At 63.9% G+C, this 23,949-nt stretch carries 24 protein-coding genes and 1 pseudogene; 2 read left to right on the top strand and 23 right to left on the bottom strand.

All coding sequences use genetic code 11. The features are described 5' to 3' along the window. Both EN943_RS01770 and EN943_RS01765 read left to right on the top strand, forming a co-directional pair. Positions 1-936 (top strand): chloride channel protein (locus EN943_RS01770; protein WP_164778040.1); only part of this gene is annotated, 936 nt, incomplete at its 5' end. Between the two features lie 208 nt (positions 937-1,144). Next, positions 1,145-1,615, top strand: a complete 471-nt coding sequence (locus tag EN943_RS01765; protein WP_127411271.1) for a hypothetical protein — start codon at positions 1,145-1,147, stop codon at positions 1,613-1,615. 345 nt (positions 1,616-1,960) lie between these two features. Here EN943_RS01765 and EN943_RS01760 read toward each other — a convergent pair whose 3' ends face one another. The 23 genes and pseudogenes from EN943_RS01760 to flgA form a co-directional block, all read right to left on the bottom strand. Beyond that, a complete protein-coding gene (locus EN943_RS01760; protein WP_127411270.1) occupies positions 1,961-3,604 on the bottom strand; it encodes an MFS transporter in 1,644 nt (547 codons plus the stop codon). Between the two features lie 229 nt (positions 3,605-3,833). Next, complete coding sequence (gene fliQ, locus EN943_RS01755; RefSeq protein ID WP_013529773.1) at positions 3,834-4,100, bottom strand: flagellar biosynthesis protein FliQ; 267 nt, start codon at positions 4,098-4,100, stop codon at positions 3,834-3,836. Between the two features lie 24 nt (positions 4,101-4,124). Beyond that, positions 4,125-4,532: a flagellar hook assembly protein FlgD gene (gene flgD, locus EN943_RS01750; protein ID WP_013529774.1), complete on the bottom strand. Its 408-nt coding sequence runs from the start codon at positions 4,530-4,532 to the stop codon at positions 4,125-4,127. Then, positions 4,532-4,975 (bottom strand): flagellar biosynthesis repressor FlbT, encoded by a 444-nt coding sequence (flbT, locus tag EN943_RS01745; RefSeq protein ID WP_023810019.1) that lies wholly within the window; start codon positions 4,973-4,975, stop codon positions 4,532-4,534. Before flbT ends, flgD begins: the two co-directional genes overlap by 1 nt. Further along, entirely contained in the window at positions 4,972-5,319 is a 348-nt protein-coding gene (gene flaF, locus EN943_RS01740) for a flagellar biosynthesis regulator FlaF (RefSeq protein WP_024502698.1), read from the bottom strand. The genes flbT and flaF overlap by 4 nt, the downstream gene beginning before the upstream one ends. 31 nt (positions 5,320-5,350) lie before the next feature. Next, complete coding sequence (locus EN943_RS01735) at positions 5,351-6,394, bottom strand: flagellar hook-associated family protein (protein WP_127411269.1); 1,044 nt, start codon at positions 6,392-6,394, stop codon at positions 5,351-5,353. Positions 6,395-6,398: 4 nt separating this feature from the next. After that, positions 6,399-7,853: a flagellar hook-associated protein FlgK gene (flgK, locus tag EN943_RS01730; RefSeq protein WP_127411268.1), complete on the bottom strand. Its 1,455-nt coding sequence runs from the start codon at positions 7,851-7,853 to the stop codon at positions 6,399-6,401. Positions 7,854-7,880: 27 nt separating this feature from the next. After that, positions 7,881-9,140, bottom strand: coding sequence for a flagellar hook protein FlgE (locus tag EN943_RS01725; RefSeq protein WP_127411267.1), 1,260 nt, complete (start codon positions 9,138-9,140; stop codon positions 7,881-7,883). A 79-nt stretch (positions 9,141-9,219) separates the two neighbouring features. After that, positions 9,220-9,888 carry a response regulator transcription factor gene (locus EN943_RS01720; RefSeq protein ID WP_013529780.1) on the bottom strand — a complete coding sequence of 223 codons (669 nt, stop codon included), beginning with the start codon at positions 9,886-9,888 and terminating at the stop codon, positions 9,220-9,222. A gap of 223 nt (positions 9,889-10,111) precedes the next feature. After that, on the bottom strand, positions 10,112-10,699 hold the full coding sequence (locus tag EN943_RS01715) for a transglycosylase SLT domain-containing protein (protein ID WP_050592657.1): 588 nt from the start codon (positions 10,697-10,699) through the stop codon (positions 10,112-10,114). Then, positions 10,629-12,008 (bottom strand): flagellar hook-length control protein FliK, encoded by a 1,380-nt coding sequence (locus tag EN943_RS01710; RefSeq protein ID WP_127411266.1) that lies wholly within the window; start codon positions 12,006-12,008, stop codon positions 10,629-10,631. Before EN943_RS01710 ends, EN943_RS01715 begins: the two co-directional genes overlap by 71 nt. Next, positions 12,005-13,381 (bottom strand): chemotaxis protein MotC, encoded by a 1,377-nt coding sequence (locus EN943_RS01705; protein ID WP_127411265.1) that lies wholly within the window; start codon positions 13,379-13,381, stop codon positions 12,005-12,007. The genes EN943_RS01710 and EN943_RS01705 overlap by 4 nt, the downstream gene beginning before the upstream one ends. Next, positions 13,378-14,719 (bottom strand): annotated as a pseudogene (locus tag EN943_RS01700) (MotB family protein). The gene EN943_RS01705 and the pseudogene EN943_RS01700 overlap by 4 nt, the downstream one beginning before the upstream one ends. Continuing rightward, on the bottom strand, positions 14,716-15,339 hold the full coding sequence (locus tag EN943_RS01695; RefSeq protein ID WP_127411264.1) for a hypothetical protein: 624 nt from the start codon (positions 15,337-15,339) through the stop codon (positions 14,716-14,718). Before EN943_RS01695 ends, EN943_RS01700 begins: the two are co-directional and overlap by 4 nt. Positions 15,340-15,342: 3 nt before the next feature. Beyond that, complete coding sequence (gene fliF, locus EN943_RS01690; protein WP_127411263.1) at positions 15,343-16,989, bottom strand: flagellar basal-body MS-ring/collar protein FliF; 1,647 nt, start codon at positions 16,987-16,989, stop codon at positions 15,343-15,345. A gap of 132 nt (positions 16,990-17,121) precedes the next feature. Next, complete coding sequence (locus tag EN943_RS01685) at positions 17,122-18,186, bottom strand: flagellin (RefSeq protein WP_127411262.1); 1,065 nt, start codon at positions 18,184-18,186, stop codon at positions 17,122-17,124. Between the two features lie 270 nt (positions 18,187-18,456). Beyond that, positions 18,457-19,449 (bottom strand): flagellin, encoded by a 993-nt coding sequence (locus EN943_RS01680; protein WP_127411261.1) that lies wholly within the window; start codon positions 19,447-19,449, stop codon positions 18,457-18,459. Between the two features lie 196 nt (positions 19,450-19,645). Then, the gene (fliP, locus tag EN943_RS01675) at positions 19,646-20,377 is read right to left on the bottom strand and encodes a flagellar type III secretion system pore protein FliP (RefSeq protein ID WP_127411260.1); all 732 of its coding nucleotides are present in this window, start codon (positions 20,375-20,377) and stop codon (positions 19,646-19,648) included. Next, positions 20,374-20,868 carry a flagellar basal body-associated FliL family protein gene (locus EN943_RS01670; RefSeq protein ID WP_127411259.1) on the bottom strand — a complete coding sequence of 165 codons (495 nt, stop codon included), beginning with the start codon at positions 20,866-20,868 and terminating at the stop codon, positions 20,374-20,376. Before EN943_RS01670 ends, fliP begins: the two co-directional genes overlap by 4 nt. Positions 20,869-20,885: 17 nt before the next feature. Further along, positions 20,886-21,593 (bottom strand): flagellar basal body L-ring protein FlgH, encoded by a 708-nt coding sequence (flgH, locus tag EN943_RS01665; RefSeq protein ID WP_127290408.1) that lies wholly within the window; start codon positions 21,591-21,593, stop codon positions 20,886-20,888. Next, positions 21,590-22,177 carry a MotE family protein gene (locus tag EN943_RS01660; protein WP_164778039.1) on the bottom strand — a complete coding sequence of 196 codons (588 nt, stop codon included), beginning with the start codon at positions 22,175-22,177 and terminating at the stop codon, positions 21,590-21,592. The genes flgH and EN943_RS01660 overlap by 4 nt, the downstream gene beginning before the upstream one ends. A gap of 3 nt (positions 22,178-22,180) precedes the next feature. After that, positions 22,181-23,422 carry a flagellar basal body P-ring protein FlgI gene (locus EN943_RS01655; protein ID WP_023810004.1) on the bottom strand — a complete coding sequence of 414 codons (1,242 nt, stop codon included), beginning with the start codon at positions 23,420-23,422 and terminating at the stop codon, positions 22,181-22,183. After that, a complete protein-coding gene (gene flgA, locus EN943_RS01650) occupies positions 23,419-23,946 on the bottom strand; it encodes a flagellar basal body P-ring formation chaperone FlgA (RefSeq protein ID WP_127411257.1) in 528 nt (175 codons plus the stop codon). The genes EN943_RS01655 and flgA overlap by 4 nt, the downstream gene beginning before the upstream one ends. Positions 23,947-23,949: the final 3 nt, after the last annotated feature.

Here is a 23,949-nt window from a genome sequence, read left to right as displayed (position 1 = left end):
TCGCTGCGCCCCGTCATCGGCGGCGTCATCGTCGGGCTGCTAGGGCTGATCACGCCGCAAGTGCTGTCCAGCGGTCATGGCGCGCTGCATCGCGAATTCTCGATGAATTACGGGCTGGCCGTGGTGGCCAGCGTCTTCGTGCTCAAGCTGGCGGCGTCGGCGGTCTCGCTGGGCTCGGGTTTTCGCGGCGGATTGTTCTTTGCCTCGCTGTTCCTCGGCGCGCTGCTCGGCAAGGCGTTCGCGGATGTGATGATCGTCGTCTCGCCGGCAACCGGCATCGACCCTGCCGTCGCCGCCGTCGTCGGCATGACTTCGCTCGCCGTCGGTGTCGTCGGTGGTCCGCTGACGATGACCTTCCTGGCGCTGGAATCGACCCGCGACCTGACGCTGACCGGCGTCGTGCTGGCGGCCTCGATCATGTCGGCGATCCTGGTGCGCGAGACCTTCGGCTACTCGTTCTCGACATGGCGCTTCCATCTGCGCGGCGAGACCATCCGCAGCGCCCACGATGTCGGCTGGATGCGCAGCCTCACAGTCGGCTCGATGATGCGCAAGGACATCAAGACCATCCATGCTTCGACGACGCTGGCGGCCTTCCGCAAGGAGGTGCCACTCGGTTCAGCCCAGCGCGTCATCGCCGTCGATGCGGGCGACCACTATGTTGGCGTGCTGATCGTGGCCGAACTGCACAGCGATCCTTCCGATGGCGAGGTGCCGGTGCGCGATCTTGCCAAATACAAGGACGCGGTGCTGGTGCCGAGCATGAACGTGCAGGCCGCCGCGGAAACATTCCAGCGGGCGGGCGCGGAAGAACTCGCTGTCGTCGAGGATTTCACCGACCACATCGTGCTGGGCCTGTTGACCGAAGGCCACCTGATGCGGCGCTATGCCGAGGAACTCGACAAGGCGCGCCGGGATCTGTCGGGCGAGGGGTAGCGGGAAGGCTGGCTGGCAGGCGGCGAAAGGAAAAAAGTGCACTGTCACCGTAATTCCAGGTTCGATAAATCAAGGCCGGGTTAGAGATCATTGCCGCCGCGTCATCACCGTGCTTCATTGCGAGCCTATGGAACTGGCTCGCGATAGCTTCCTTCACTCCTGGCGGAGCCTCGGCCTGCGGATACTTCCGCATGGCAGTGGCTATCCGTTGACCATTGCACTCGGATCTGGTCTTGCCTTCGGCACCTACATGGCGCTGGCAGATGCCTTGCTGTTTCGCAGCGCCATCCCCGAATGGCAGACCAAGGTGGTGGCAGGAATCTCGACTGTTGAGCGGATCGCCTTTTTCGCGCCTAAGGCCATCTTCGACGAACTGAAATTCCGCCTCATTGCGGTGTCCGTCCTGGTCTGGATATTGACGACAATGGCGGGCCGACGAGGCTGGTGCTTTTGGATAGCCATCATCTTCACGGCCCTGGTGATCTATCCGGTATTCCAGCATGGCTACCTGTCGACGCTGGCGCCGACGCCTTTGACCGTCCTGCGCGAAATCATGTTGCATGGCGGCGCCGGCATCCTGTGGGGCTATCTCTACTGGCGGCATGGTCTTGTCGCCTCGGTAGTCGGCCATGTCAGCGCGCACCTGGCGCTGCAGCCGTTGCTTGGATTGCTATTCTAGGAATACCACTTGTCGACCCGTCGTCATCGTGAAGAAACGGAGATCGGAATAGACTTCAACTGCGTCACGTCGCCGACGTACGATACGGCTGCCTTTCGGGCTAGCCGCGCGCCGGTTTCGCGGTGCGAGCAGGTAGGACAGCCGGAGCACGTGTCTCGCGCCCCCGTCGGCCGAAAGCCGCGCTGGGCGGATCGATGTTCATCTGTCGATGTTGGAATAAGCAGGCTAATGCGACGTTAATAGACACTCGGTTTTTGCTGAGAACGTCTGCTTCGAAACGAGCAACGCTGCAATCATCTGTCCAACTGTGCTGCTATAACCGCCGCATACCTTAGCCGATATGCATCAATGCTCGATCGGCCCCTTGGCCATCACAAGTGCCGTGCCGGCGGTGGTCGGGCGCTCGATCATGCGCCGCACACGGGGCGGTTCGTCGCCGCTGTGCAGCGCCCGGACGCGTTCGCCGATGACGGCGTCGGCATGGGTGATGCGTCCGTTGTGCCTGATATATTCGATCCAGGTCGGTGTGTGATAATGCTCGATCCAGACGGTGGGATTCTCGAGATCGCGCGCCAGCGTCCAGTTGCGGGCGCCGTCACGACGGCGGATGCGGCCACGTTCGGCCATGATGGCGAGGAACTCCGGCTCGTCCTCGTGCCGGATCACATATTCGATCATGATGGCGATGGGACCACTGCGCGGCTTCAGGTCAAGCGCCAAATGCGGTTCCTTGAAGCGATTGAGCGGGTCGAGGTTGAGCACCTGCTGTTGCGGCAGCGGGAGCAAAAGACCGATGGCGCCGCCGGCCAGCATGGCGACGCTGGCGGCGATCAGCGCGGTTTCGGCGCTATGCGCGTCGGCGACGACACCCCAGATCCAGCTGCCGAGCGCGATGCCGCCGAAGGTCGCGGTCTGGTAGACCGACAGCACCCGGCCGACCACCCAGCGCGGCGTCGCCATCTGCACCGTGACGTTGAAATGCGAAAGCGCGATCACCCAGCAGGCGCCGCCGACAAGCAGGCCGAGCGACGTCTGCCAGGCATGCTGGCTGACGGCGGCATTGAAGGCGCAGACGGCGAAGCCGGCGAAAGCACAGCGCACCATCGTCTCGCTGGAGAGCAACTGCCGCAGCCTGACGCTGATCAAGGCGCCGCCGACCGCGCCGATGCCGAAGGCGCCGAGCATGATGCCGTAGGTCAGCGCATCGCCCTTGACGACATCGCGCGCCACCAGAGGCAGCAACGCAAGCACGGCGCCTGCACTGAAGCCGAACGCAGCACCCCTGACCAGCACCTTGCCGATGTTGGGCGACATGGCGACATAGCGCAGGCCGGCACCCATGGCGGCACCCAGCGACTCACGCGGCAGGGTCGAGGCCGGCAGGTTTGGCTTCCAGCGCGCCAGCACGACGATCAGGCCGATATAGCTCACCGCGTTCGCAGCGAAGGCGGCCGCCGCACCGGCGGCGGCGACGATGATGCCGCCGATCGCCGGACCGACGCTGCGCGTCAGGTTAAAGCCCATCGAATTGAGGGCGACGGCCGCCGGCACCTTGTTGCGGGGAACGATATCGCCGACGGAGGCTTGCCAGGATGGGCTGTTGAGCGCGGTGCCGCTGTCAATCAGGAAGGTGAAGGCAAGCAGCGTCCATGGCGTGATCAGGCCTGAATAGGTGAACAGGGTCAGAAGCACCGACACCACCAGCATGAAGGTCTGGGCGACAAGCATCACCTTGCGCCGGTCGAAACTGTCGGCGATGGCGCCGGCTACGAGTGCAAACAGCATGATCGGCAAGGTGGTCGAAGCCTGGACCAGGGCTACCTGATAGGGCGAGGTGGCGATCGTGGTCATCATCCAGGCGGCGCCGACACCCTGGATCAGGCCACCGAAATTCGAGACGAGACTTGCGCCCCACACGGCGCGGAAAATGCCGTGACGGAAGGGCGCCAGCGCCGAGACGCTCTCGCTGTCCGGCTTTTCGTCAATCATTTGGGGTTCCTGCCATGTCGTGCCTGCTCGTCAGACAATCCGTTTGCGCAGACCGTTTGCCGAAAGTAGGGCATGGCGCCGCAAAGGGCAAAAAAGCTCATGGTCCAACAATGGGATAGAGGCGGTCCAGGCCTTGTCTGCCGTGGGTCCGGAGGTGCCGCGGGATCGGCGGCGTCTGTCTTCAGACAATTGCGAACGGCATCCCGCGGCACACGTTCCTGGAACAGGTTCAGAACCCGTTCTGGATGCGCTCGAAGATGACGTTGGTGAAGGCCGATATCTGGCTGCCGATGAAGGGGCCGGTCAGCGCCACCACCAGCATGATGGCGACGATCTTCGGCACGAAGGTCAAGGTGATCTCCTGCACCTGCGTCAGCGCCTGGATGAGGGCGATGCCGATGCCGACCACCATGGCGACAAGCACCACCGGAGCCGACGCGACGAGCACCGTCCACACCGCATACTGGACGATGTCGAGAGCGTCGGCCTCATTCATGGGACTGGCTCTCTGCCGAAAGCGTCAGCTAGCTGCCTTGACCGAAACTCCCGGACCGACCGCGACTTCGGTGCCGTTCTGCAGCACGGCGATGAGACCGTTGCTGGCGAGGCGCACCGAAGCCACGGTGCCCGTCGTCAGGCCGTCGGCGGAGGTGATCGAGCGCCCGATCAGTGCGTCGGCCTGCGACAGCGCCGAGGACTGCATGATCTGATTGAGCTTGGTGTTGGTCTGCACCGATTGCTCGACCTGAGAGAAGGTGGCGAGCTGGGCGACATATTGCGTCGAATCCATCGGCTTGGTCGGATCCTGGTTCTTCATCTCGGCGATCAGAAGCTTCAGGAAGGACTGGTAGTCGACCGCTGTCTTCGAGGTGGACGCCGTGGCCTGATTGGCGCCGGTCGGAATGGTCGTCGTCATGTCCACGTTCATCAGTATCGTGCTCCCACAGCCAACGGGCGCTCGGCACCCGAAACATCGTCATTACCACCCAGCGCGCGGCGTTCGAGCGGATAAAGCGCGCGGATCGCCTTCAGCGCCTCGTAGATATGATCCTCGCCGACCATGCGGTCGATCTGTTTCAGCGCGCTGCAGATCTGGGTGTCCTCGAAGCTTGCCAGAAGCAGCGGCAGCGAACGGCGGAACATGTCGCGCGCGGCGGCGGCGCCGGCCGGGTTCATCAGCATGACCTGCAGGATGAAATAAAGCTGCTTGAGCGGCGTCGAGGCATCGTCGGCCTGGATCACGTGGCTTTCGAGCAGGAACTGGACGTCGTTCATCAATTCGACGGTGACCTTGCGGTCGACCCGGATGACGGCGCCATTGATGTAGATCTTTTCGTTCGGCTTCAGCGATATCTTCAGCGTGTTGGTCATTGAATGCCGTCCCTGATGATCTGGGACACCTCGATCAACCCTTCGAAATTGTTGGTGCGGCCCTGACGGATGTCCTCCGCCTCGCGCAGCAGCCACAGGCCGATGGAAATGAGATTGGCGCGCAATTCCTTGGGCAGGGCGTTGTCGCTGGAGCCAAGATCCTCGACGAAGGCGGTCCAGACGCGGTTGGTGAAATGAAGCGCCTCGATCGCCTCCATCGAATCGTGGCCGGCCACCGCCGCCGCCGCCAGCATGTCGATCGAGCGAGTCAGAAGCTCCCGCTCGCGGTCCTTCGCGTCGGCAACGGAGTTGCTCTGGATGTCGGCGTAAGAGAATTGGTACATCGTTGGGGCTCTACCGTTCCGTTAAGCGTTGTCAGGTCAGGTAATTCAACAGGCTGAGCTGCTGCAGGCGTGCGGTCAACGCGAAAGACGTTTCGATGTGCTGTGTCAGGTCCGCGACCCGTGTCGCGGCTTCGGCCGGATCGACGGCTTCCAGATCGAGAATGTGCCGTTCGAAAAGGTCGACCTGCGTTTTCATCCGATCGTTGGCATCGGAAACCCGCTTCTGGATGATGCCGGTCTCGGATTGAAGCTGGCCAATGCCGCTCAGCGCTTCGCCAACCAGTGTGGTGGAGCGGCTGACAACCGTATTCTTCGCCGCCTGGCTGATGTTGCTGGACATCAGGCTGCTGACCATGGCTGCGGCCATGGCGAGTTTCTGAATGCCATCGCTGTTGGCGCTGGTCGAAGTCGGTGTGGTTTCGTTGAGTGCGATGCGGCTGACGATCTGCTGGTCGGTGGCATTCGACCAGTTGCCCTGCCAACCCGCGCCCGTGAACTGCGGCGCCACATCGTTGGTGATGAAATCGTCCATCTGGGCAGCCGTGATGTTGGCCGCTGCCGGGTCGTCCTGGGTGAAACCGAAATTGCTGAGGAAAGCGGTATCGAATGCAGCCTTGGCAGGAGAGCCGGCAGCCGTGAAATTGTTGATCGGCTTGACGTCTGTGTTGGTGCCGGCAAACAGATATTCACCATTGACGCTGGTGTTGAGGATCGAGGTCAGCTGCTGGATGGTCGCTTTGCCGGAGTCCCGGGTGAGGCTGTTGGACGAGTCGCTTGAGGAAGCGGTGGTCAGGGCGGACAGGAAGGTCTGCGCGGCGGTGGAGAGCTGACCAAGCGAGGTCTGCGTCGAGGAAAGCCGGGCGCCGACCAGGCCGTTGGAATCAATGATGACGTTGAGCCGATCGAGATCGCGCTGGAAGGTGACGGCCTGGGTGGTGCGCCCGCCGAGAGCCAGGCCGACGTCGGCGACCCTGCCCGTCGAAGATTCCTTGGTGGCTTTGACGAGTTCGGCCTGCATGCGCATCTGCTGGGAGCGCATGGCATTGGAGATTGCGGCCGAGGAGACTGAAGTCATGGAATTATCCCACCGCGTTGAGCAAGGCCGTCATCATGTCGTCGACGGTTTTCATCATCCGGGCCGATGCCTGGTAGGTGTGTTCGAGGTCGAGCAGCAGCGACATTTCCTGGTCGACATTGACCCCGGTCGCGTTGGACAGCGCCTCGGCGCTGCGCGATGCCAGTGCTTCCTTGGCGTCGGAGGCGGTCGAAGCCTGCTGGCGCACGCCCTCGAACCAGCCGATCGAACTGGCGGCGTAGTCGGACACGCTGGACGTGGCCGAAACCCCGGCGGCGGGGTCGAAAGTCATCGGCTGGTCGAGCCGGTCGCCATAGGCAACCAGAAGGGTGGAATAGGATGCGCCACCGCCCGTGTTGGCGACATAGGCCGCACCGTTGGCACCGCCGTCGCGCAGCAGCGTCGGGTTGCCGCCGGTGCTCGGGTCCATCGCCGCATTGACGCTGATGGACGCGGCAAGGCCATTGACCAGCGTGCCGGCGGCCGGCACGGCCGGCGCGCCCGACCAGGTGAACAGGCCGGCGGCGTTGGCCATCGAGGGTGCGGTCTCGGCAAAGGCGGTGATCAGGCCACGCGCCGTCTCGTCGAGCTGGCTCTGCATGGTCGAGGCGACGCCGTCGCGCAATTGCAGCAGGCCGGCAAGCGTGCCGCTGGCGCTGGTGTTGCCACCGGCACCCGCCGAGATCGGCACGTTGTCGATGTAAACGGCGTTGCCGGCGGCGCCGGCTGTATAGCCCGCCGACGCCGCGAAGGTGACCGTGCGCGGTATCGTCTCGAACAAAGTGGTGCCGTCGCCGGTGGTGATGACCATGTCATTGTCGCCTCGCGTGAAGGTCGACACCGGGACATAGTTCGAAATCTTCTTCAAAAGCGCGTCGCGCTGGTCGAGCGCATCGGAAACGTCGGTGCCGGAACGGGTTCCGGACATGACGGCCGTGTTGGCATCCTGGAACTGGCTGAGCAGCGAGTTCAGGTCATCGACGGCCGTGGCGATCTGGCCGTCGGTCTGGGTGCGGAAATCCTGGACTGCCTTGGAGCCCTCGTTGAGCGAGCGCACGAGCTGCTTGGCGGCGTCGATGACGGAGGCGCCGAGGTTCTGGTTGGACGGCGAGGTGGCGTAGAGCTGCAGTGCCTTCTGCAGGTCGGCGATGGCAGTCGAGGGCGAGGACGCATTGTCGACGCCATTGACCGCAACGCCCAGCTGATCCATGCCGCTGTAGAGCGCGCTCTGGCCGCTCCAGGCCGACAGTGCGCCGAGATTCTGGCGAAACAAAAGCTCGTTGGCTGCGCGCTGGATATCGACCGAACGCGCGCCCGGCGCCGTGCTGGTGACGACGGCCTGGCGCCGCGAATAGTCCGGGTTGGAGGCGTCGGCGACGTTGCGCGAGACAACGCTGGTCTGTCGCGCGGTGTTCATAAGCGCCGACTGGGCGATACTCAATGCGGTAGACAGTGACATGCGGGTCTTTCGCGGGCGACGCCCGTCTTATCTCTTCAGGTTGACAAGGACGTCCATCAGATCGGAACCGGTCTGGAAGACTTTCGAATTGGCGGTGTAGCTGCGCTGTGCCGCGATCATGTTGGTCAGTTCTTCGGCGATATCGACGTTGGAATTCTCGAGCGCGCCGGAGATGATGGAGCCGAGCTTGCCTTCATTGGCAAAGCCGACACGAACCGCACCGGACTCGGTGCCCTGCGAATAGACGTTGCCGGGCAGCGCGGTGAGCTGGTCCGGGCTCTGCACGTCGGCCAGCGGAATCTTGTAGAGCGGCTTCGTCGAGCCGTCCTTGTACTGTGCGTAGATGGTGCCGTCCTTGCTGATCTGGACCTTGTCGATGGTGCTCGGCGCGTTGCCGTTGACCTGGGCGTCGGAAACCGTGAAGCCGGCGCCAAGCTGGGTCAGCGCCGACAGATCGAGATTGAGGGTGGCGCCGTTCGGCACGGTAAATGAAACGCCGGTGGGCGTGCCGGTGAGCTTGCCGGTGGTGGTGTCGAAGGTCAGGTTGGCCGAGCCCAGCAAGCCGCCGGCGGTGTAGGGGAACGATGTTCCAGCGGTGGCCTTCGACTGGTCGAAGACCGCCACCTGCCAGGTGCCGGCGCCGGTGTTGGTGAAATAGACGTCGAGCAGCTTCTTGTTGCCGAGATTGTCGTAGGCGACCATCGAGGATTTCGACGTGTATTGCGCGGTCGCAGCGTTGGCGGCGGGCAGGTTGGCGGTCGCGACCGGTGTCGCGCCTGCCGGCAGATTGCCGGCATAGCTACCCTCGGTGCTCGGCGTTGCGGTCATTCCCTGGTCCGAGATGACAACCGGAACCAATCCCTCGAAGCCGTTGACCGTCGCTGCCGGCACGCCATTTTCGTAGCTGTAGGCCATCAGCTGGAAGCCGGCCGAGTTGACCAGCCTGCCCTGCCCATCGGGAACGAAGGCGCCGGCGCGGGTCAGATAGGGCGTACCGCTCGGATCCTGAACGACAAAGAAGCCATCGCCGCTGACGGCAAGGTCGGAAACCGAGGTCGTGTACTGAAGCACGCCCGGATCGCTGACCGCCTGACGGATCGTCGTGGTGACGCCGCCGGAATTGTAGGCACCGCCGGTCGACGGCATGACCAGCGTCGAAAATTCGGCGGAGGACCGCTTGTAGCCGGTGGTGTCGGAATTGGCGATGTTGTCGGCGACCGTCGACAGGCGGTTTGCCTGGGCGTTCATGCCGGAAACGCCGGTCCGCATCATTCCGTAGAGGCTCATCGAAACGTCTCCGCTGTGTCCATGCTGCTGGCTACGAGGCTACGCATGTTTTCTTGCGCGAGGCTGGCGCGGCGCTGCATCAGAAGACGAGCCGGTAGCCGAGGAAACGCTTGGAATCGATCGGGTCGGTGCCCAACTTCTCGCGCAGCTTCTTGCGCAGTTTGCTGATGTGGCTTTCCACCACGTTCTCCTCGACCTCTTCGTCGAAGATGCCGTAGATGGCGTTGAAAACCTGGGTCTTGGTGACCCGGCGCCCGCGATTGCTCGCCAGATATTCGAGGATGCGGCGCTCGCGGCGCGGCAGGGGGAGGGGCTGACCGTCGATCTCGGGGTCGCGGCCGTCCATGAAGATACGCATGGCGCCGATCTCGGTGTAGGCGACGTCTTCCTGGGCGCGGCGGCGGATGGCGGTGATGCGGGCCAGGATCTCGCGGATATGGACGGGCTTGCGAATGACGTCGTCGACGCCGCTCTCGAACAACCGCAGCGTGTTCTCCAGCGAATGCTGTTCGCTAAGGGCAATGACCGGGGCGCCGGTGCGGTCGCGGATCTGGCGCGGAGAGATGGAGCCTTCGCGGCAGTCGCCGATGAGGAAGGCCCGGACCGAGCGTAGATCGGTGTCCGCGGCAGAGTTCACCCACTCACCGAATTCGCCGGATGCAAAGCCTGCACAGGCGATGCCCTCACGATCGAAAAGTGAATTGTATCCCTCTGTTACGAGCTCGCGCTCGTCAACGATCACAATCATCGGCCCCGCCTTCCGAATCAAATCATTTGCCCCGTGAAGAGAGGCGTATCCGCTGGCGGGAATCCTGAACAACCGTCATTTCTTGTAGCTAGTTTCTTGGGAGTCTGGAATCGTATCGGTTGCATTAGCGTGCAACCAGATATGCTTTCGGTGGCAAGCTCTGACCAAGTCCAGCCAACAATTCCGGGTTGTACGGTTTGTCTGTTAGAAGCGGGAAATGCGCTTACGGGTTGCAGAAGCCGCGGGCGTTCGCGGTCCATTTTCCAAAGCCGGTGGCGACCATGTTGGCGATGACGCGGCAGACATAGATCTTCTGCGCCGGATCGTTGTCGGGACCGGCATGATAGCGGGCCACGGCCATCGACCAGGTCTCGTGACGGGCATGGAGACTAGCCAGGAAGCGCGCCGCATAGTCGACGTTCTGGCGTGGGTCGAGCATGTCCTCGACGCTGCGAAAATGCGACGCGTGGTAGTGGTGATTGATCTGCATGCAGCCCAGATCGATCAGGGTCTTGCCCTCACGCCGGGCATTGGCGAAGGCGGCCAGGGCCTCGGTCCGGCTCCTCGGAAAGACTGCTTTTCCTTCTATATTCAAGGCGTTGGGCTGAAGGCTGCCCTTGTTGCCGGTCTCCGTCAGGCCAACGGCATAGAGGATGCCGGCGGGCACGCCATAACGATCGGCGGCGCGCAGGATCTCCGGCTCGCAGGGGTTGGCCGCGGCTGCGGCGGCGTTTGCCGCGCTAGATAAAGATATCGCTGCCAGCGCGCTCGCGAGCAGGCGAAGTGCCGCGGCCGTAGTCCTGCGCGTCATCGTTGCGTTTCCCTGAGGATTGCTGGCCCGGTTGCTGGCCGCCGGCTCCACCGTTGCCGCTGCCCGAATTCCCCGGTTGAAAGGATGCTTGATCGCGGCCTGTTGCCGCCGCCAGAGGAGCGGTTGCATCCGTCCGGGTTGTAGCGGGAACTGCTACCGAAGGTTGCATTATCGTGACCCTGTCAACCTCGAAGCCGAGCCCCCGCAGCGACTTGACGATGGCCTCGCTGTCGGCCGACAGCCGAAGATAGGCGTCGTGTGTTTCAGGCTTCAGCTCAATCGAAAGTTGTTCCCCGGAGAGGCGAAGATGGGCTGTCACCATTCCGAGTTCGGCGGGGTGAAGTTCGATCTTCAACACATGTGTCGGAACGGCAACAGAGCTGGCCAGATGGGTGGACGTGGGGGAGGCTGAAAGCGCCTTTTGTGGCCCGGCGTCGGCGGCTATGGCGTTGATCACATTGAGGGCTGCCTGGCTGATGGGGCTCTGCGGCGGTGCGGGGAAGCTCCGTTCCGACGCCACGTCGATGCGCGCGGCGGACAGGGACTGCTTTCCCGCTTCTGGACGCATCGAGGACTGGACATCCTCGATGCTCTTCATCGCATTCGTGATGTGCTTCGACCGCACGCCGGGCACATCGGCGGCCGGCGCGTCCGGCAGCTTCTGGGCCGCCGCTGTGACGTCGCGTTTTGGCGCGCTGGAGGCAACGCTCGGGGACTGACCGTCAAGCGCCGTCAAAGGTCCGTCGACGATCGACGCCTGCTCCGGCTTCGATACGGTTTCGAGTGCTTCGCGTCCGCCCGCGGATCTTGACCGGTAGGTCTTTGGCAGTGACGCCTGTCCGTCGAGCGCCCGGTCCGACGGATTCTCGCCAGTGGCAGCATTGCCCCCGGCTGCCTTGGCCGCTGTCGAGAAATGCCGCAAGTCATGAAACGCGATCAGCAGCGGCAGGTCGTCCTGAAGCGGCGCGGTATCCGACGCCATCTCTACGGCGTCGGCCTTGTGCGCCTTTGCTTCCAATCCGTCCTTGCCGGTTTTCACGCTTGCCCCTTTGGCTGAGGTGGTGGTCCTTCCGGGCTCGGCCGATGCCGGTTCGGCCTTGGCGTCATGCCCGGCAAGGCCGGCAGCGAGCTTGCTCCAGCGCTGGTCGCGCGCTCCCGCCTCTGTCGACGGCTGCCGTTCCGCGCGGGCATCGTCGCGCAGCATTTTGCCGAAGCCGGCGTCATCGTTCCTGCCGTTCGCGGCCGGCTGCTCCGACGTCGCGCGCGTGGAGGCAAATCCTGGCAAGGCCGAGCCGAGGCTGGTGGTCATTTGGGGGCGGCTCCAAGCATCTGGTCGATCAGGTCGAGCTGTCGACGTGTTCTGGTCATGGCGGCGTCGGTCGGATCGGCGGGCTCTTTACCGGCTGCGGGCGACGGTGCCGACGCCGGCATGACTGTCGTTGCGTCGGCGGATGCAACTGCCGCCGTGTCCGGCGCATTGGCAGCCGGTCCGCCGGAGGCCGCGGGGGCGGCGGGTTGCTCCGAGATGGCGCCTTCGACCGGTGGCAGTCCACTGTCATCGGCGTTTTGCGGCGTGGCGATCTCGGGAGCCGGAGGTTGCTCGGCCGCAACAGGGGCAGGCTTTTCCTCGGGAAGGGCGGTGGGCGGCGCGACGACCTCGCCGGCAATGGCCTGCGCGGCGTCGAGCAAGGCACGGTCGCCTTCCGAGAGCCTGGTGCGGTCGATCTTGCCGAGCTTGGCACGAACGTCCTCGATTGTGCCCGAGGTGACGGTGGAAAGGCTGGCATAGAGCAGAGCGCGCGGATCGTCCTGATTGGTGTTGCCGTCGCGGCCCTGCTCGGCCCGCGCCGAAGCGAAGGCCGACAACTCGTTCAGGCCGTCTATCGCGGCACGGCGGGCGATGCGCAGATAGATCACCTTCTCGCGCTCGGGATCCATCATCGAGGTGATGTCGCCCAGCTTCTCCTGGCTGATCGACATGTGCAGCGCGATGACGCCCGAGACGAAGGAGTCGGCGAACTGGCTGGCATAGGGCGAATAGAGGTAGCGCTCGACATATTGGGTGGAAGCAAGGGCGAAACGTGCCGCGTTGCCTTGCGCGACTGCAAGGCCGACCGAACGGCGAAGTGCCGCTTCCTCCACCAGCGTGCCGGGGCTGAGCAATCTTGCCTCGTCGAGCAGACCGAGTGCGGTCGCCGGTTGATCGCCGGCAAGCAGTGAGCCTTTGACCAAAGCGAGGAAGGCGCCGAGATCCGGAGGCAGCGCCATGGGATCGATCGGCCTTAAGGCTTCGATAGCCTCGCCGGGCCGGCCGTTGAGGTAATCAATCACGCCTTTGGCGATGGCAAGGCTTTGCGGATCCGTCGTAGCGCGCGACGTGGCCGCTTCGACGGTCATCGGGTTGCCGCCGCTCATGCCGTAGACAAGCAGGGCCCGAAAGTTCTTGGGATCCTTGTAGTCCTCGGCATTCGCCGCGCGCAGGCGCGCATCCGCCATCTCCAGCAGCTTGGCTTGCATAGGCAGGGCGGCATGATCGCCGGCGGCTATGCGGTCCTGGATGAGTTGCAGCGAGCGCACCAGTTGATACGGCTGCAGCGCGTCCTGGGCGAAACCGGACGACGGGTGTCCACCGGCCAGCAGCAACAGGCCAATCAACCGGCGGGTGACGGCCGCTCGCTTCATCCGCCGGTCGCCATCAGGATCTCGATGCGGCGGTTGGCGGCCGCCAATGGATCGGCTGCTATTTTCGGCTGGCGGTCGGCGAAGCCGGCGACCTCGGTGATGCGGCGTTCGTCGACGCCGCCGCGCACCAGCATGTAATAGGCGGAATGCGCGCGCGCCGTCGACAGCCGCCAATTGTCATAGCTGTCGCTGCGGAACGGCCGGGCGTCGGTGTGGCCGTTGATGCTGATAGTGCCCTTCTGGCTGTTGACGATGCGGCCGATCTTCTCCATCGCCAGCACCAGTTCGCGTCTCGGCAATGCCGAGCCGACCTCGAACATGCCGAAGTCGAGCTGATCGGTGATCGAGATGACGACGCCCTTGTCGGTGGCTTCGACCGTGACGCCGTCGTGCAGCTTGTCGCCAGGCTTGAAAGCATCGGCCAGCTGCCGCTTGACGTCGGCAGCTGCCTTCACGGCAGCCGCGGTTGGCGCCTTCGCCGATGTCGGGCCTGGCGGCCTTTTGCGCCTCAGGCTCTGCCTTGGCTGCGTCCGCGGCCTTGGTGCCGTCCGGTTTGGTCTCGCCGGCCATTGCCGTGGCAGCGTTCGCGGCCTGCTTGCCGGTCGCGTCCTTAGCGAGCGGCTCGAGCGGTGCGGCCGCGACAGACGGCACGGCTTTGACTTTGAGCACTTGCGTTTCGGCGGTCTTGTCGCCGGGCTTGGCCGGATCGCCCTCGATCTTGGTGCGCTCGGCGCTGGCTTCGGCGCCGGGCGCCGCGACCTGCTGCGACCAGAAATCCGGCTCGAAGGGATCGCGGTAGGAGGCGCCACCGGAGGCGCCGGTAGCCGGGCCGGCAGCCTGCACGCCGCCGTCGCCTTTCTGGCTGACATTCTGCATGACGCCGGTATCCGCGGCGATTTCCGAAAGCACCGCGTAGGGGTCGGCGAAGAGATGGTCGTCGGAGCGTTCCGCCTGCTGCGGCTCCTGCTTGTCCTGCTTGCGGTCCGACGCGCCCGCGCCGGCATTGCCGTTCTGTCCGGCTTTGCTGGTCGCCTCTTGCGGATCGTCTGCCGTCAGCCCCATGGCGCGCGGTCCGTCGCCAAGATCCTCCAGGCCCTTGCGGCTCGAACTGCGGTCGACCAGCTTGACCGGGTTGAAGTAGCTGGCGACGGCTGCCTTGGTCTGCTCGTTGGCGGCGTTGATCAGCCACATGACCAGGAAAAAGCACATCATGGCCGTCATGAAATCGGCGAAGGCGATCTTCCAGACGCCGCCATGGTGGGCTTCGTCATGGTCGTCATGACTGCGCCGCACGATGATGATCTCGTGGCGGCCGTGGTCGGCGTCTGCGACGCTCATGCCAGGACCTCCGAGAGGACCGTCGACCATTCGGCCATGCGCGTCTCGAACACCGCCTCCTCGATGGCGACGGTCAGGTCGAAGCCTGGCGCCTCGACAAAATCGAGATTGGCGGCGCGGGGTCCCAGCGACGCCTTCAGTGTTTCGAACATCGAGAGCGGGCCGCGCACGACGATGCGCACCGCTTCGGCATCGCCGACCGCTTCGCTGATGGCGCGGGCCAATGCCTCGATCGAACGTTTCTGCAGATCGTCGCTGACGATGCCGCCGATGATGCGGGCGACCGAGGCGGCGACAAGTCCGGTCACACGCGCCTCCATCGCATCGATGCGCAACGAGACCGCCTTGCCGACATCGTCGCCGAGGCTTTCGAGAAATATCCTTGCTTCCTCGGCATTGGCCTGGCGTTCGGCTTCGAGCGCGGCGTCATGCGCAGCCGACAGGCGGACCTCCAGCGCTGCCTCCGCTTGGGCAACCGCCTCGGCGATCAGAGTGCCGATATCGGCCTGCGGCGCCGGCTCGGGCTTGTGTTCGGGATCGACTGCTGCCCGGGACTGGCCGGCACGTTGCGCGCGCGTCCCGAAATCAGGCAGAAGATCGAAGAGGGCTACGGAGGGCATGGTTTACACCGCCACTTCCTGGGCAGCCCATTTGCGCAGGATCTGCGCGGTGCGCTCCTCGTTGATATCGACCATCCTGGCAAGCCTGTCCTGCGGCGCCGGCCGGATCTTCTGGCGAAGATCGTCGAGCGGCGTGGGACCTGGCCGTGTGCCTGGCAAGGTCCCAATCGCGGCACTGTCGGTGGCCGCCATTGCCTCCGGCGTCGGCAGCGAGCGCTGGACGTCGTCGAAGCTGGGACCTGCCAGGGCCGGAGTAGCTTTTGCCGTCAGCGCCGCGGCCATCGGCCTCAGGCCGAAGAAGGCGACCAGGAACACCACGACGATGAAGGCACCCGCATTGATCATCGTGCCGGCATGCTGGCCGATCGAATCGAGCATTCCCGCCTGCGGGATCGCCTCGCCATCCAGGCCATCGATGAACTCGACCGCCGAGACGTCGATGATGTCGCCGCGCTTTTCGTCCAGGCCGGTGGCGGACGTCACCATCTTCTGGATCTCGGCGACGCGCTTGGCGATTTGCTCCGGCGTGGCGTCCTTGCCGAGGATGGCCGTCAGCCGCTGCTGGTTGACGACCACGGCAATCGACATCTTGGTGACGGTGTAGCCGTTGGAGACCGTGGCGATCTTCTTGGAATTGATCTCGTAGTTGGTGATCTCTTCCCTGCGGTCGTTCTGCGACGAGGATTGCGGACCATCGGTGGCGGTTGCCTGGGTCTCGGGCAGGTTCTGCTCGACGCTGGCCGGAGTGGAAGCCTGCTTCTGGTTGTTGTTCTCGTTGGCGCGCACCGACTGTACCGAGCGTTCGACGCGGGAATTCGGATCGAAGATGGTCTCTTCCGTCTGGCGGGTGTCGGTGTTGACCTCGGCCTTGACGCTGGCGCGGAAATTGTCGGGGCCAAGATAGGCCGTCAGCGCACGGCGGATGTTGTCTCCTATCTGCGCCTCGACGGTCTGCTCGACGCCGAGCGTGCGCGCGGCGCTGGTGTTGGAAGGATCGTCGCCAGCGGCCAGCAGATTGCCGCTGGAATCGAGAACAGTCACCTTGTCGGCCGATAGGCCGGGAACGGCGGCGGCGACAAGATGGCGGATCGACATGGCGCTCTTCTCGGCGTCGATGCCGGCGTAGCGGATGACTACGGAGGCCGAGGGCTGCTGCTCGTCGCGGCGGAAATTGGCGCGTTCGGACATGACGATGTGGACGCGCGCCGCCTTGATGCCCGATATCGACTGGATGGTGCGGGCGATCTCGCCTTCCAGCGCGCGCACACGGGTGATCTGCTGCATGAAAGAGGTGAGGCCGAGCGAGCCGACATTGTCGAACAATTCGTAGCCGGCATTGGCGCTGGTCGGCAGGCCCTTTTCGGCGAGCAGCATGCGGGCCTGAGCGGTGGTGCCGGCCGGCACCAGAACCGAGGTTCCATCGGCGCCGACATCGAAGCCGATACCGGCTTCGCCCAGTACCAGGCCGATCTGGTTCACGTCGGCACGGTCGAGCCCGACATAGAGCGTGTCGTAGGCGGGGCGGTTGAGATAGACCGAGGCGATGCCGATGACGCCCATCACCAGAACGGCGATACCCGCCAGCATGGCGAGGCGCTTCACGCCAAACCCGCGGAGATTCGAGATGATGCTCTGGATCTGTTCCGGCACGGTTCAACGACTCCCAGCATGATTGTCCGCTGGAACTCTAGTCTTCGAAGCTTGTGCGAAAATGAAATCGGGCCGCGCTTGCGGCGCGGCCCGATTATCTGATGGGAAGGTGGGCGCCGGTGGCGCCCGTGATCAGCTCTTGAACAGAGACAGGATCGACTGCGAGGCGGCGTTGGCGATCGACAACGCCTGGATGCCGAGCTGCTGCTGCACCTGCAGGGCCTGAAGGCGGGTCGATTCCTTGTTCATGTCGGCATCGACGAGCTGGCCGACGCCGCGGTCGATGGAGTCCATCAAGCTCTGGGTGAAGGTCTTCTGCAGGTCGATGCTGCTCTTGGCCGAGCCGAGGATGGTGGCGGAGTCGGTCAGCTGGGCCATGACCTTGTCCATCCTGGTTACCATCTGCGTGATGATGTCGTCGGTCACCCCGGCCGCCGTGATGTCGAGGTTGTAGGCGGAAATATTGTCGACCTTGGCCACCGCTCCCGCCGCCGTCTGGCCGGCGGCGTGGGCGGCGATGTCCGTTCCTCCGCCCGCGATCACGCCCGCATAGGCGTTGTCGTACAGGGTCTGGGCGGCGCCCGTGGCATAGATGGAGGTTTTGCGATCGAGGGTTCCGGAATTCTTGACCTCGGCGGCGAGGCCGTAGTCGAAAAGCTTGGTGCCCTCGACATCGATGTTGATCGTTCCGATCGACACTGCGCCGGATGAAGAACGATTGAATGAGGACACAATCTGCGAGTCGGGCTGGACGCCATCATTGGGGGCGGCAGTCTGCTTGGAGGTCACCGCCAGGAAATTCGAGCCGGAGAAGGTCGCCGCATCGGCAAACGACTTCATCTGCGTCTGAAGCGCCTTGATCTCGGTCTGGGTCTTTGCCTTGGCGGCATCCGTCTGGCCGACCATGGACAACACCTTGGTCTTGATCTGCCCGATCGTTGTCAGCACATTGTTCATGCCGGTGTAAGCGGCATCGACTTTCGAGGCGCCGAGGCCGAGTGCATCCTGCACGGTCGACAGTGCCGCGTTGTCAGAGCGCATGGTGGTGGCGATCGACCAGTAGGCGGCGTTGTCCGAGGCCTGCGAGACCCGGTAGCCGGTCGATATGCGGGCCTGCGTCTGTTCGAGCGACTTGTTGGTGGCGCTGAGGCTCTGAAGTGCGGTTAACGCCGAAGCGTTGGTCATGATGCTCGCCAAGAAAGTCGCTCCTTCTCAAAGGCCGACATGCTCAGACATGCCGGATGGGCCTGTTCAACGGGTGGCATCGTGCCGGTCGGACCGATTCGCCAACTGTCGTAAGCTATTGGTTAACCATACCTAGCGCGGCATGGTTAACAGCCTGTTAAAAGCTGGCTTTTGAGAGTTAAGGATCGAGGGTTGCGTGGGGCTGGAGCAAAACGCAAATCGGGCCGCGCTTTTGGCGCGGCCCGAAATTTTTTAGTGCGAACTGTGGTTAGGCGAAAGCGATTAGCCGCGGAAGAGCGACAGGATCGACTGCGACGAACCGTTGGCGATCGACAGCGCCTGGATGCCGAGCTGCTGCTGGACCTGCAGGGCCTGGAGACGGGTCGATTCCTTGTTCATGTCGGCGTCGACGAGCTGGCCGACACCGCGATCGATGGAGTCCATCAGATCCTGCGTGAAGGTCTTCTGCAGGTCGATACTGCTCTTGGCGGCGCCGAGCTTGGTGGCGGCGTTGGTCATGTCCTTGAGCGCTGCGTCGACAACGTTCATCTGCTGGGCGATCTGGCTATCGCTGGCGGCTGTGGTACCCGAGAAGATCGTCAGCGTGGCGACCGAATAGGTGTCGGTGACCGCTGCGGCAGCGCCCAGCGTCGGTGCCGAGGCCGTCGTAACCTCAGCACCGGTGGTGCCGAGACGGTTGGAGTCCAAAATGCCCTTGCTGGTCGCCGCGGCACCGGATTCATACAGCTTGATGCTTTCGACGTTGACGTCGATCGTCGAGATCGAAGCCGCACCGGCGGAGCTGCGGTTGAATGCCGAAACGATCTTCACGTCGGCCGCCGTCGTGGCTGTCGCGCCGCTGTTGACGGACAACATGTTGGTGCCGGAGAAAGTCGCGCCGTCGGCATAACCCTTCAGCTGCGCCTGAAGGGCGGCGATTTCGACCTGGGTCTTTTCCTTGGCGGCATCCGTCTGACCATAGGACGAGGTCAGCTTCTGCTTGATCGAATCGATGGTGGCGATCGCGGCGTTCATGCCGGTGTAGGCGGTGTCGACCTTCGAGGCGCCGAGGCCGAGCGAATCCTGCACGGTCGACAGAGCCTTGTTGTCGGAGCGCATCGTGGTGGCGATCGACCAATAGGCGGCGTTGTCCGAAGCCTGCGAGACCTTGTAGCCGGTCGAAATGCGGGCCTGGGTGTCGGTGAGAGATTTGTTGGTGGCGTTGAGGCTCTGCAGGGCCGTCAATGCGGCGCTGTTCGTCATGATGCTGGACATCGTACTCGGACCTTGATTTTACAGGTATTTTTTACATACCGGCTCTACCGGTATGACGGTGCGGCATCATGCCCATGATCTCAAAATCGATCACCCGCCATCTGCGAGCGAATATGCGGGCAAGTCCCTACCAAAGGGCTAAACCGAACGGTTAATCGAAAATATATTGCTGGAATTTCGAGCCGGCGCGGCAGCGTCAGTTGAAGGAGCGCACCAGGCTGCCGACAAGCAGGTTCCAGCCGTCGATCAGGACGAAGAACAGGATCTTGAACGGCAGCGACACCACTGTCGGCGGCAGCATCATCATGCCCATCGCCATGGTGATGGTGGCCACGATCAGGTCGATGACCAGGAATGGCAGCACGATCAGGAAGCCGATCTCGAAACCGCGCCGGATCTCCGAGATCATGAAGGCTGGCACCAGGATGCGCAGGTCGACGGTGTCACGCGAAACGGTCTGGCCGCGCTCGCGGGCGAGGTCGGCGAAGAGGTCGAAATCCTTGTCACGCACATTGTGCAGCATGAAGGTGCGGAACGGGTCCGAAATCTTGTCGAAGGCTTCGGTCTGGGTGATCTGGTTGTCCATCAGCGGCTTGACGCCGGTGTTCCAGGCCTGATCGAAGGTCGGCGCCATGACATAGAAGGTCATGAACAGCGACAGCGAAATCAGGATGAGGTTTGCCGGTGTCGACTGCAGGCCGATGCCGGCGCGCAGGATCGAGAAGGCGATGACGAAACGGGTGAAGCTGGTCACCATGATCAGCAGGCCTGGCGCCACCGACAGAACGGTCAGCAGGCCGAACATCTGGATAATGTAGCCGACGGTGGTGCCGTCAGCCTTGCCGATGCCGCCGAGATCAAACTGCTGGGCCGCCGCGATGGAGGTGGCGGCGGCGATCATGGCCGTGGCGAGAAGGAACTTTCTCATTCGAGCAGCAATGTCCTGATGAGTACCTGTTTGGCGTGACCCTGGCTGCGGATCGCGGCGCGTTCTTCGAGGTCGGCCTTCAGGTGCTGGTAGCCGCTGGCGCCCTCGATCTGATGCATCTTCAACGTGCGCACCAGGGCCAGAAGGTCCTGGTGGATGTCATCCGACATTGCCTGTGGCTGCGGCGCGTCATAGACGATGGACACCTCCATCCTGATCCAGGTGCCGGCAGGCGAGGCGATGTTGGTGGTGATCGGCGCCAGCACGACAAGCATCGGGCCCAGGCCTGGCTGCTCGGCCGCGGCGGGCTGCATGATCTTGCCTTCGTTCTCAGGTGCGACCGGTACAGACGCCGGCGCATCGACGCCTTTGAGATAACCGCCGGACATCCAGCCCATGCCAATGGCGGCCGCCGTCACAAGCAGCAGCAGGCCGGCCTGAATGGCAGGGGAAGGACCCTTGCGCGGCTGAGCCTGTTCGATATTTGCCACGGCGCCCTGTCCCGATCCTAGAACGGAAGAACCTGGTCGAGAATCTGCTGGCCGTAGGCAGGTTGCTGGACCTCGGTGATGCGACCGCGTCCGCCATAGGAGATGCGGGCCTCGGCGATGCGCTCGTAGGGGATGGTGTTTTCGGCGCCGATATCGGCCGGCCGCACGATGCCGGCGAGCGTCAGCACCCTGAGCTCGGCGTTGACGCGCACTTCCTGCGATCCGGTGATCATCAGATTGCCGTTGGGCAGCACGTCGGTGACGATCGCCGCGACATTGAGTTCAAGCGTTTCCGAGCGCTTGATCTCGCCGTCAGCCGTCGTGTCCGTGGTGGAGCTGAGAGCCCCTGCGCCCTTGCCGGCGGTGCTCCACTTGTCCCACTGCGCGCTGAGGTCGTAACCGAGCTTGCGATTGGCGGTGCGGCTCCTGTCGTTCTGGTTCTTGAAGTTGGCCCGATCGTTGATCTTGATCTTGACCGTCAGGATGTCGCCCTGGGACAGCGCCCGCGGGTCGGTGAACAGCCGGCTCTGGCGGTCGTCCCACAACGAGAATTTCTTGACCGGCGCGGGCGGCGTTTGCGGATAGCGATAGAGGGAGCCGGTACTGCCGCCATCGATGCCGGAGCCGACCGGGGATAGAGCCGGCTCCCTGCCGACCTCCTTGAGGTTGGTTCCGCAACCCGACAGCACGGTGACCGCGCACAGGACAAGCATTTTCCGGATCATGACGGATCTACCCTTCGGGCTGCGCTGGCCATAATGCCGGTGAGCGTTGCCGCCGCCTTCTGGTCCATTTCGTTGAGGATGACGCTCGCCTTGCGTGAATCGAGCTTCATCAATATGGCCGCAGCCAGATCGGCGTTGACGATGGCCAAACGCTCGGCGGCGGCGTCCGGTTTCATGCCGGCGTAGATCTGGACGACGCCGTCCTCGGCCCGGGCCAAGAAAACCTCGCGCCGCTTCAGCCAGGTCTCGTACTCGGCTTTCTTTGCATCGAGAGCTTTCATGCGCTCGGCAATGCCGGCCTGGAGCTGCTTCAGTTCCTCGGCCTGCAGAACATAGCGGCGATCGCGGGCGGCGTCGGCGATGTTTGAGCAGAAGCGCTCGATCTCGCTTTGGTCCGGCGCCTTTTCCCGTGTCAATTGCTGCGGCACCGCTGCCACCGGTGCTCCCGGCAGGACCTGGCGGACCGTCTCCTCGCCGCGTGCGGTGTCGCCGGCAAAGGGCAGAACCGCGAGAATAGCGGTCGCCAGCAGGATTGCGGCTGGGCGGCGTCTTTCATGGCGTGAGAAGGGGCGTATCATCGGCATCGCCTATTGCAGAACCAGGTCGGCCTGCAGGGCGCCGGCCGACTTGATGCCCTGCAGAATGGCAATGATGCCGTCCGGCTTGACGCCAAGGCGGTTGAGGCCGGAAACGAGGGTCTGGAGATCGGGTCCGTCCAGCACGGCAACGCGGGCGTCGGGCCGGCTGGCGTCGATGGCGGTGAACGGTTCGATGGCGGTCTCGCCCTTGGAGAAGGGCTCGGGCTGGACGACGCGCGGCGCTTCGGTGATGCGTACGGTGAGCGTGCCGTGGCTGATGGCGACCCGCGAGATCTTGACGTCGTTGCCGATGACGATGGTGCCGGTGCGCTCGTCGATGACGACACGGGCCGGCGTGTCGGATTCGACCACCAAATTCTCGATCTCGGCATAGAAGCGGGCGGCTGAAACCCCCTTCGGCCTTCTGATCTGCACGGTGCGCGAATCGCGCTCGGCCGCCACCCGCATGCCGAAGCGCTGGCCGGTGTAGTCGTTGATGGCGTCCGCGATGCGGATAGCGGTCGAGAAATCGGGATTGCGCAGTTGCAGCGTCAGGATCGCCTGATCGTCGAATTCGGCCTGGACGGCACGCTCGACGATGGCGCCGTTCGGTACGCGGCCGGAGGTCGGCACGCCTTGTGTTAGCTGCTCGGCCTGTCCCTGGGCGGTAAAGCCGGACACGATGACCGAGCCCTGGCCGACGGCATAGATCTCGCCGTCCGCCGCCTTCAGCGGCGTCATGATCAGCGTGCCGCCGGAAAGCGAGGTCGCGTCGCCCATCGAGGAGACGTCGATGTCGATGCGGGCGCCCGACTGCACGTATGGCGGCATGTTGGCGGTGACGATGACGGCGGCGACATTCTTGGCGCGCGCGCTGCCGCCTTCGGTGGCGATGCCGAGGTTTTCGAGCATCGCGCGGATCGACTGTTCGGTGAATGGCGAGTTGCGCAGGCTGTCGCCCGATCCGGCAAGGCCGATGACCAGGCCGTAGCCGACGAGCTGATTGTCGCGCGAACTCTGCAACTGGGCGATGTCCTTGATACGCGAGGCGACCTGGCCCGGCGGCAGCGAACTCGGCCCGGTCGAAACCCGGAACATGCGGCTGGTGGTTGCCGGATCATATTCGGGATCATTGTAGACGCCGCCATTCTTGGCGGCGAGCTCACGCTTGGCCTTCGGCGTCAGGCCGTCGGCCAGCGCCGGCTGCAGGCCAAGCACGGCTGCCAGTATCAGGGTAAGCCCGCGCATCATGAAGCGCTGACCTGGACGGTCCCATCCGCCATCACGGTGCCGGACAGGACTTTGCCGCTGTCGATGTTGCGAACCTTGACGAGGTCGCCCGCGGCTCCTGGCTGCAGCGTCACGGCGGTGGCCGAGATCGTCAGCCCGCCGGCGATGAAGAAGATCTGCACGGAAGCACCCTGTTCGACCAGCCAGGCCTCGCGGATGGCGGTGGAGGGAATGTAGCGGCCGGGCAGCAACGTGCGCTTGGCGACCTTGCCATCCAGTTCCTCGGCCCGTGTGGCGACCGCCTCCGGCTTGTGCTTGCCGACGATAAGGGTGACCTGTTTCAGGGCAGCCAGATTGATGGTCTCGCCGGGATAGATAACCCGGCTCGGAATAAGCACCACCTCGCCGCCAGCTTGATTGCTGGCGATCCGGGTGGCCGACTGGTTGGCCGATTCCTGGGCAAAAGCCGGCAGGCCGCCGGTCACCAGCGCAAGGACGAGCGCGGTGCGGCGGAATGCGGACAGGAGGCCGGGCGTCGACATCATGCG

Origin of the sequence: Mesorhizobium sp. M7A.F.Ca.US.006.01.1.1 (genome assembly GCF_003997935.1) — a bacterium.
GTDB lineage: Bacteria > Pseudomonadota > Alphaproteobacteria > Rhizobiales > Rhizobiaceae > Mesorhizobium.
The sequence above is the reverse complement of the archived record's forward strand: the minus strand, read 5'-3'. Positions and strand labels throughout refer to the sequence as shown.